This window comes from Brunnivagina elsteri CCALA 953 (genome assembly GCF_002289455.1).
GTDB classification, from domain to species: domain Bacteria; phylum Cyanobacteriota; class Cyanobacteriia; order Cyanobacteriales; family Nostocaceae; genus Brunnivagina; species Brunnivagina elsteri.
This window is the reverse complement of record NZ_NTFS01000265.1, coordinates 1-9,126: the sequence shown is the minus strand read 5'-3', so window position 1 is coordinate 9,126 and position 9,126 is coordinate 1. Positions and strand designations below refer to the sequence as shown.

Below are 9,126 nucleotides of genomic sequence, written 5' to 3'. Positions count from 1 at the left end.
GCGTTCGCGTTTAATTTCCCTTTACTTTCTCATGATTTATTTATCTTTCTTGGAAGAATAAAAACTGGGATGTACCCTTGCTAGTATCTGTCGCATTGTCTCAATTTTTTCACCAGGCTTTATTTGACGTGCTACATCCTCGATAGATATAAAATTTTCATCTTTAGCCAGTATTTTTTCCATTTCCTCAATGGTGTGCGTTCCCATCTTGGAGTTCTGCCCTAAATCTCGCAGAGCTTTTGCTTCTTCACTGTGAATTTGCCCATCAGCACATGCCATATGTGTTATGAGCAAAAATTTGTAGCTTATTTGGTCAGAGGTTAGCAATGGCATGTTTACCCTAAGTATGAACTTTATATTAAGGGTAAACAATAACTATTATTACTAACGTCAGGAAATTTACGGTTATTTTTTAGACTTAGAGACATTTGTGCCGAAATATCTTCACTAAATTTTTATTGGGTATGAGACTAAATCTAAAGCAAATTGGCGCGAGGTTTAAAAGATTCAATTTGCCGCAATTTTTCGTATAATTCCCGCTCTTCCTGAGTGATACTTTTCGGGGTGACAATCTGAATTTCCACGAGTTGATCGCCGCGTTTTCCGGCTTCGTTGGGATAACCTTTATTTGCCAAACGGAAGCGTTGACCAGAACGCACTCCGGGAGGAATACTCATTTTCACGGGACCATCTAGGGTAGGTGCTTCGATTTGTCCACCTAAAACGGCTTCGCTGGGGGTAACGGGCACTTGGCAGGCAATATTTGAGCCTTCCAGCTTGAAGTTGGAATGAACTTCGACGGTTATTTTTAGGTATAAATCGCCTCCGTTTATACCTTGGTCGCGGAGTCTAATGGTTTGCCCTGTCACCATTCCGGGGGGCATATTTACTTCTAGGGAGCGTCCATCTTCAAGACGAATCCGTTCTAAACCACCTTGGTAGGCTTTTTCGAGGGGAATAGTTAACCGCGCTTCGATGTCGCGACGTTGGGGACGGCTATTTGCGTTATAGGATACTTTGGTTCTGGTGTTGCGAAATGGGTCGTTATTGGCAGAATTTGGGGAATTATTGGGTTTGCTGCGGCTATTTTCTGTACCAACACCGATGACTTCATTGATGAATTGGTCGAAACTACTGTATTGTCCAGGGTCTACAGTTGTATTGCTATTTGTATTACCATTACGATCGCTTTTGCTATTATTTCCCCATGCTGAACCTTTGGAAGCTTTACCTGCAAATCCTTTTTGCTTCCAATAGCGGCTGTACTCGTCGTATTGGGCACGACGGGCTTCGTCTAAAAGAACTTCTTTAGCTTCGTTGATATCTTTAAACTTTTCTGATGCTTGCTCGTTTCCTTGGTTGCGATCGGGATGATATTGCAGCGCTAATTTTCGATAAGCTTTTCTAATTTCTTCGTTAGAAGCCTCTTTTGCTACTCCTAAAATTTCGTAATAATCTCGAAAGTTCTGCAAATTCAGTGACATAGCCTGTGGTTAACTTTAATAGTTGATATTTTTCTATCAAGACTAAATAAAAAGAAAGGATAAGATTCCAAAAATATATTCAGAAGGTTTAATACCAGGTTTAGCAATAATTACTAATTACTAGTGATCGCACTCGAATTCCGTATTAAGTTTGTATTCATTCGCTGATAAGTGATAAATATTTCCTACAGACAGATTTTACCTGCGTACTATTTTGGTGTAACTTATGCTAGCAGCATATTTTAAGAATTAGCAGATTCTAGATGTAAGGTAAAGGCGGGATTTCTCGCCTTATCTTAATCTTTACAACTATCTTTACAATTTTTATAGCCAATCGTCATCTTCATCATCCCAGTTATCTCGGTAGGTAGGGCGTGGTTTGGATGAGCTACTGCTGTCTGTGCGATCGTAGTTACGACGATTATCTCGGCTGGAATCTCTGTTGGAGTCACGACTACCATAATCCCGGCTGGAATCTCTGTTGGAGTCACGACTACCATAATCCCGGCTGGAATCTCGGTTGGAGTCACGACTACCGTAATCCCGGCTAGAATCTCGGTTGGAGTCACGACTACCATAATCTCGGCTGGTAGAATCTCGGTTGGAATCACGACTACCGTAATCCCGGCTAGAATCTCGGTTGGAGTCACGACTACCGTAATCCCGGCTAGAATCTCGGTTGGAGTCACGACTACCATAATCTCGGTTGGAATCACGACTACCGTAATCCCGGCTAGAATCTAAACTAGAATCGCGACCACCATAATCTCGGTTAGAATCTCGATTGGAATCACGACTACCATAATCCCGACTAGAATCTCGATTTGAATCCCTACCAGAATCACGTCCATAGCCTTTATAATCGTCTTTATCTTCCTTATCGCCACCTGTAAAAATGTCGCGGATTGTACCAAATAAATCGTCGTCTTCGTCGTCAGCGTAGTACTGACGGACTTCGCGGTTTAGTTCGTATAAAGCATCTTGGAGGTCAGCATGGGATTGGTCTATACCCCTGTCATCGTTCGCTTGTAAGGCTTCGCGCAAGTCTCGGCAAATATTATCGATGCGCTGACGACGACTGCGGGCAAACTGCATTCCAAAATCCAAAGCAATTTCCCGTAACTGCCGTTCGGATTGGAGAATTAAGGCTTCAGCACGGGTACGTTTTTCTACCTTTTCCTTTCGTTGCCTGTCTTGCTCGGCAAATTTCTCAGCTTCTTTGATTGCGAAATTAATTTCCGATTCGCTTAACGTGGAAGCACCTTGAATTGTAATACTTTGTTCCCGTCCAGTGGTACGGTCTAACGCCGTTACTTGCAAAATTCCATTGGCATCAATATCAAATGATACTTGTACCTGGGGAATACCTCTCGGTGCGGGAGGGATACCATAAAGCTTGAAACGCCCCAAGGATTTGTTATCTGCTGCCATTTCCCGCTCACCCTGGACTACGTGAATTTCCACAGTGTTCTGGTTATTCTCCGATGTGGAAAATATATCCGATCGCCGTACAGGAATAGTTGTGTTACGGGGAATCAGCTTTTTGCCCACACCACCGATGGTTTCTAAGCCAATCGATAAGGGGGTGACATCGAGTAGTAGCACATCTTTGAGTTCACCACCGATAATTCCGGCTTGGACGGCTGCACCGACGGCTACGACCTCATCAGGGTTGACATTTTCGTTGGGTTCGATACCGATTAACGCCGAAACTAGGTCTTTTACCATTGGCATTCGGGTAGAACCACCAACGAGGACGACTTCATCGATATCATCAGGACGCAAACCAGCGTCTTTGAGAGCGCGTTTGACGGGAGTTCTTAACCTTGTGAGTAAATCATCACATAAAGCTTCCAACTCGGAGCGCGTGAGACGGGTTTCGATATGTTGGGGACCGTCTTCGGTAGCGGTAATAAAAGGTAAATTGATATCGGTAATGCTAACGGCAGAAAGTTCGATTTTTGCCTTTTCTGAGGCTTCTAGGAGACGTTGTAGGGCTTGGCGATCGCTTCGACGCAAATCTATGCCATTATCGGCTAAAAACTTCTCTGCTAACCAATCCACAATCTTTTTATCGAAGTCATTCCCACCAAGTTGGGTATCGCCACTGGTGGATTTTACCTCGAATACACCATCGCCAATTTCCAAAATTGACACATCGAAGGTGCCGCCACCCAAATCGAATACTAAAATAGTTTCGCTACGTCCCCGATCTAAACCGTAAGCAAGGGAAGCTGCGGTAGGTTCGTTGAGAATCCGCATTACATCCAAACCAGCAATTCGTCCTGCATCTCGCGTCGCTTGCCGTTGAGAGTCGTTAAAATAAGCGGGAACTGTAATTACTGCCCCTGTGACTTTTTCCCCTAAATACCGACTAGCGTCATCTGTCAATTTCTTGAGAATCATCGCCGAAACTTCTTCGGGAGAAAAATCTTTACTCAAACGGGGACAGGCAATTTTGATATTACCCACTTCGTCTTTGCGGATAGTATAGGGAACCCGCTTAGATTCGGGGTTTAATTCCCCATATTTACGTCCAATAAAACGTTTGACAGCAAAAAAGGTATTTTGGGGATTGAGGACAGTTTGCCTTCGTGCCATTTGTCCGACAACTCGTTCCCCATCTTTGCTAAAACCGACTACGGAGGGGGTTGTTCGCATTCCTTCTGCATTGGCAATAACCACCGGCTTGCCACCCTCCATGACGGCAACTACTGAGTTGGTTGTACCCAAGTCAATGCCGACTACTTTGCCCATGCGTCAATGTTCTCCTAGTATTTCTTAATATATAAACTTAAAACTAAACTTAAAACTTATTTGTTTAGAAGCAATGCTTGATTTATTCTATCTTGCAGTTGAAAAAATAAAGGTATCAGAAACAGAAGGCATCAAAGTTAAGTTAGCAAAAAAATAGATTCGTTAGATTATCTATATTTATTAACCGTTCCCCTTATCCCTTTTCTCTTTCCCCTTATCCTTGGTTAGTTTGTGAACTTAAAGACGCAACTGCAAACCCATCTTAATGAGATTGTGCGCGATCGCGATCCATATATGGCATCTGCGGGACATTTTTTTGTCCAACAATACATTCACTCGTCCTTTTCCCAATGGGGAAGTGTGGAAATCCACACCTTCCGAGTCGGTGGTAAAAATTGCCAAAATCTGATCTTGAATTTACCTTGTCAGGTGGAATCTTCCAAGGATAGTTTGCCACCAATTTTAATTGCTGCCCATTACGATACTGTACCTGGTTCCCCTGGTGCTGATGATAACGCGACTGGTGTGGCGGTTTTGCTAGAGTTTGCAAGAATTTTTGCTACCCATCCGGCAAAATACCCTTTGCGACTTGTGGCATTTGATATGGAAGAGTATGGATTGCTGGGGAGTACAGATTACGCAACAAAACTTAAAGAAGAAAAGCAACCTTTGCGGTTAATGATATCGCTGGAAATGTTGGGGTATTGTGTGAAGAGTGCGCGATCGCAACTTTATCCTCCTCCACTGGAAAAAATTTATCCAGACAGGGGAGATTTTATTGCTCTAATTGGGAATTGGCGAACTTTACGGGATTTAATTTGTATCAGTCGCTGCATCCGTAAAGTTGGTGTACCTAGTCAATGGTTACCCGTACCCAATCGTGGTTTAATTGTTCGAGAAACTAGACGTAGTGACCATGCACCTTTTTGGGATGCTGGTTATCCGGCGATAATGGTGACGGATACTGCGAATATGCGAAATCCTCACTATCACAAAGCTAGCGATACGATTGAGACTTTGGATTTAGATTTTTTGACAGGTGTTTGTGAGGGTTTAGAGAAGGGAATTAGGAAACTGTAATGGTTTGTAATAGCATTATGATGCCCAATAAACGCGGTTTTTTTCCAATGGATAATATTTAGATTAAGTATAACAAGACCGAGAAACTGGGTTTTTCACACCACGCGAAACTAAAGATTAATCTTATTAATTACTTCTCATTAAAATATGACGATAACTAAACATACCTCAATAAGTCAATCCATAAATAGGTCTGAATCAACTGTTAATTCTTTAGAGCAAAGAAATGTTCTTTACGAAAAATTTCGTTCTAAAATCATTCATAATCCTTGTTTAGATAGAACTTTAGTTAGCTTTCAAGGAAACAAAGAATCTAAATTTTCTTGGTTTAAATATCGAGAAGGATTTTCTGAAAAGCTTGTTCAATACTTAATTGAAACTTTCAAACCACAACCAGGTATTTTACTTGACCCTTTTTCGGGAGTTGGTTCATCACTATTTGCGGCAAGTAATTTAGGTTGGGATGCATTTGGAATAGAACTTTTACCAGTTGGATATTTTGCAATACAAGCTAGACTTACTGCACAAGATATTAATTCAAAAATATTAAATATAGTAATTGCAGAAATTAAGAAAAATAATTTTTCAGATTATTATGATTCTAATTTTGTTTTTAAGCATTTAGCAATTACTTCTGGAGCATTTTCTGAATCTCAAGAAGCAGAATTGGTTGGTTATATATCCTACTGTCATCAACATATTACGGATGACAAAATACGCAAGATTTTATTGTATGCAGCTTTCTGTATTTTAGAAGATATTAGCTACACTAGAAAAGATGGGCAATATTTACGCTGGGATACCCGTTCAGGTCGTTCTAAAGGGAAAAAAGAATTTAATAAAGGGGAAATTTTCAATTTTAGAGATGCAGTTTTTAAAAAAATAAATCAAATTATATCTGATTTGTCAAATATAAATAATGTTGTTCAATTAGATTTATTTAATGATAATATCAATTTACAAATAACTCATAAAAAAAACAACATACATGTTTATCAAGGTTCTTGTTTAGACATTCTTCCTAAATTCAAAAATAACAACATTGATTTTATTATTACATCCCCTCCCTATATAAATCGATATGACTATACTCGTACATATGCTTTAGAACTTGCATTTTTAGGATGTAGTGAGGAAGAAGTAAAAAGTTTACGTCAAGCGATGCTTTCGTGTACTGTTGAAAATCGTGATAAGCGGATTTTTTTAGAAAAACTATATATTGGGATGAATCGCTATTCAGATTTTATCGAGATAGATTCTACATTTAAAAATCAAGCTGCTTTACAGGAAGTAGTAGCAATTTTAGATAATTATAGAGTCGAAGGCAAATTAAATAATATTAATATTGTGAGAATGATACGTAATTATTTTTATGAAATGTGCTTTGTTATTTATGAATTAACTCGTGTCCTTAAACCAGGTGGAGTCATCGCAATGGTAAATGATAATGTTCAATATGCAGGTGAAGAGATTCCTGTTGACATTATTTTATCTGACTTTGCAGAATCTTTTGGATTGATGACGCGATATATTTGGACATTAGGAAGGGGAAAAGGAAACAGTAGTCAGCAAATGGGAAATCATGGACGTTCCGAATTGCGTAAGTGTGTTTATATTTGGGAAAAACCAGTATTGTGACAGAAGTTAATCGTATTAATTATAGACTACGTTCGACTTTCTTTTATCGTAAGTTAAGAGAGTATAATACACTCTCACTACGAGCTAAAATAGAAGCATTATTACCAATTCAAAATTTATATGATTGGGATAATAAATTAGACTGGGGTATTGGTGAAGATGCATTTAATTATGTCAATCAACATCCGAATTTACAATTTATTCAAGTATTTTGTCATCCTCGATTAATCCGAGAACAACCTCAATTAATCGCATATTATCGTAACGTAGCTGTTTTGTCTCAAAAAGCTGTTATTTCCCTAATAGGAATCCAAGTAAAGAGATTTGAATCAGATGAAGAAAATAAATTTCAGTTAGCAGAAGATAATGCATTAGAACTAGCAAAACTTTTTAACGAACATATTTCACTTATTATTGATAGCTCAGTAAACAGCATTACAGAAGAAGAATTATATGGCTTAATATTAGCATCAACAGGAACACAAATAGATGGCTCTTGGCGAAATGCTATTGGAGAAGAAGCAGAAAAACTTGTACAGCGACTTCTAATTAAAGAGGCAAAAGAACAAAGTTTGATTGCTGCTTTTATTCCGCGTAAAGCTACTGTAGTTGATATGTATAATCCGAATAATTCAGAAGAACAAATTGAAAATATTGAAAAATATAGAGGTTTAATGTTAAATAATCAGACTTCAATACTTTTTTCTAGTGAACCTGATATTTCACTTTTAGATAATGGAGGTAAAACAGTTGGTGTAATTGAGGTTAAAGGAGGAACTGACACTGCTGGAGCGCTAGAACGTTATGGTGCTGCGATAAAATCTTTTGAAGAAGCTCGTCGTAGAAATTCAGAAGTGAGAACAATCCTCGTTGCTAGTTGTATTACCACTGAGGTTAATACTCGTATTCAGAATGATAGAATTGTTTCTTGCTATTTTAATTTGACAGAAATTCTCAGCGATAATTCAGAACAATATAAGCAATTTGTTGAAGAAGTATTTTCTATCTTATAGTTATCGTGAAGTCGTATCCATTCAGAGCATCCATCCAGGAAAGCTACATTAACATCAGCTTTGCAAGTAGCTATAAATTTTATGAATGAATAAATAACTACTAATGATTACTTTTCATGGATAGTAGAATAAAGTACAGATAATAGCTGCGGTATTGGAGGAAGGGAAATTGGATGAACTGAGGGCAGCCTTGGAACTGGCTACAGAAGACGAATTACAGGATTTAACTGCAATCCTGTTTAGTCGCAAGTATAATCCCCTTGATTACCTTCAAACACCTGAACCGATTGAGGTACAGAGTCAAAACCGCGAGGTTTGGCTAGATACACTCGAAGAACGATTTCAGTATTTGGCGGCTGATGGTGTTACAGTTTTGCGGGGACGTACAAATCAGGTGACTTACCGACAAGCCCTGATTCAAGTTTGTAAGCATTTAAAAGTTTCCTATTCCCATGATTTATCAACGGTTGATTTAGAAGCCGAAGTGTTTCTGCATTTACTGGGACGTGTGTGGAAAAAATTACCCGTAGCAGATAAGCAAAAATTAACTGAGCGAGTACAGGCACAACTATCAAAATCAATGTCATCAAACGAACCTTTGCCGTTGATGTTACAGCCCGATCCATTGGGATTATTGTTTAAAGGTGGTAGCGCTTTGGCAGTGACATCGGTTATTCAGCCGTTGTTACTCAAACAGATAGCCCGTCAGTTTGCGATGCATTTTGCTGCGTATCAAGTAGCACGACAAACTACCATCCAAGGAGGAAAAATTGTCGCAGGACAATTTCAAGGTTATGTAACTTTGCAAATGGCAAGGCAAGGAATGGCTGCGAGTGCTGCCCGGTATGGCGCGGTTCGCAGCGTTTTCAGCGTTTTAGGTCCAGTAATGTGGGGATGGTTTATAGCTGACTTGGGTTGGCGGACTATCGCTACAAATTATGGTCGCATAATTCCGACAATTTTTGCGATCGCACAGATTCGTCTGACTCGTGCTGAAGAATGTTGGGAACCAGTTTGACTAATTTGAACGGAAAGGGGTAAAGGGTTAATAGTTAGGGACTTCCAGAAAATAAAACCTTCAAATCATATACTTACCAACACTATCACGCGAAGGGTGGGGAGACCTTTCAGGTAAGCGCAAAGCGCAGGCTTCG

General features: G+C 39.5%; 7 protein-coding genes. 4 read left to right on the top strand and 3 right to left on the bottom strand.

Annotation, left to right across the window (positions count from 1 at the left end):
* Positions 1-36: 36 nt before the first annotated feature.
* From CK510_RS20450 to dnaK, 3 genes are all read right to left on the bottom strand, one after another.
* On the bottom strand, positions 37-294 hold the full coding sequence (locus CK510_RS20450) for a hypothetical protein (RefSeq protein WP_211293238.1): 258 nt from the start codon (positions 292-294) through the stop codon (positions 37-39).
* A gap of 182 nt (positions 295-476) precedes the next feature.
* Positions 477-1,484 carry a DnaJ C-terminal domain-containing protein gene (locus CK510_RS20445; RefSeq protein ID WP_095723456.1) on the bottom strand — a complete coding sequence of 336 codons (1,008 nt, stop codon included), beginning with the start codon at positions 1,482-1,484 and terminating at the stop codon, positions 477-479.
* Between the two features lie 324 nt (positions 1,485-1,808).
* A complete protein-coding gene (gene dnaK / locus CK510_RS20440; protein WP_095723455.1) occupies positions 1,809-4,241 on the bottom strand; it encodes a molecular chaperone DnaK in 2,433 nt (810 codons plus the stop codon).
* A gap of 231 nt (positions 4,242-4,472) precedes the next feature.
* On the opposite strand from dnaK, the gene CK510_RS20435 reads away from it, so the two are divergent.
* The 4 genes from CK510_RS20435 to CK510_RS20420 all read left to right on the top strand — a co-directional run bounded on the left by CK510_RS20435 (position 4,473) and on the right by CK510_RS20420 (position 8,990).
* Positions 4,473-5,321, top strand: coding sequence for a M28 family peptidase (locus CK510_RS20435; protein ID WP_095723454.1), 849 nt, complete (start codon positions 4,473-4,475; stop codon positions 5,319-5,321).
* Positions 5,322-5,468: 147 nt separating this feature from the next.
* Positions 5,469-6,959 carry a class I SAM-dependent methyltransferase gene (locus tag CK510_RS20430; RefSeq protein ID WP_095723453.1) on the top strand — a complete coding sequence of 497 codons (1,491 nt, stop codon included), beginning with the start codon at positions 5,469-5,471 and terminating at the stop codon, positions 6,957-6,959.
* On the top strand, positions 6,956-7,972 hold the full coding sequence (locus CK510_RS20425; RefSeq protein WP_158224933.1) for an XcyI family restriction endonuclease: 1,017 nt from the start codon (positions 6,956-6,958) through the stop codon (positions 7,970-7,972). Before CK510_RS20430 ends, CK510_RS20425 begins: the two co-directional genes overlap by 4 nt.
* Before the next feature lie 169 nt (positions 7,973-8,141).
* Positions 8,142-8,990 (top strand): YaaW family protein, encoded by an 849-nt coding sequence (locus CK510_RS20420; RefSeq protein ID WP_095723457.1) that lies wholly within the window; start codon positions 8,142-8,144, stop codon positions 8,988-8,990.
* The last annotated feature ends 136 nt before the right edge of the window (positions 8,991-9,126 follow it).

What these genes read in the sequence shown, in the direction of transcription:
- CK510_RS20445 (WP_095723456.1), bottom strand. Translation starts at nt 1,484, where the DNA reads ATGTCACTGAATTTGCAGAACTTTCGAGATTATTACGAAATTTTAGGA.
- dnaK (WP_095723455.1), bottom strand. Translation starts at nt 4,241, where the DNA reads ATGGGCAAAGTAGTCGGCATTGACTTGGGTACAACCAACTCAGTAGTT.
- CK510_RS20430 (WP_095723453.1), top strand. Translation starts at nt 5,469, where the DNA reads ATGACGATAACTAAACATACCTCAATAAGTCAATCCATAAATAGGTCT.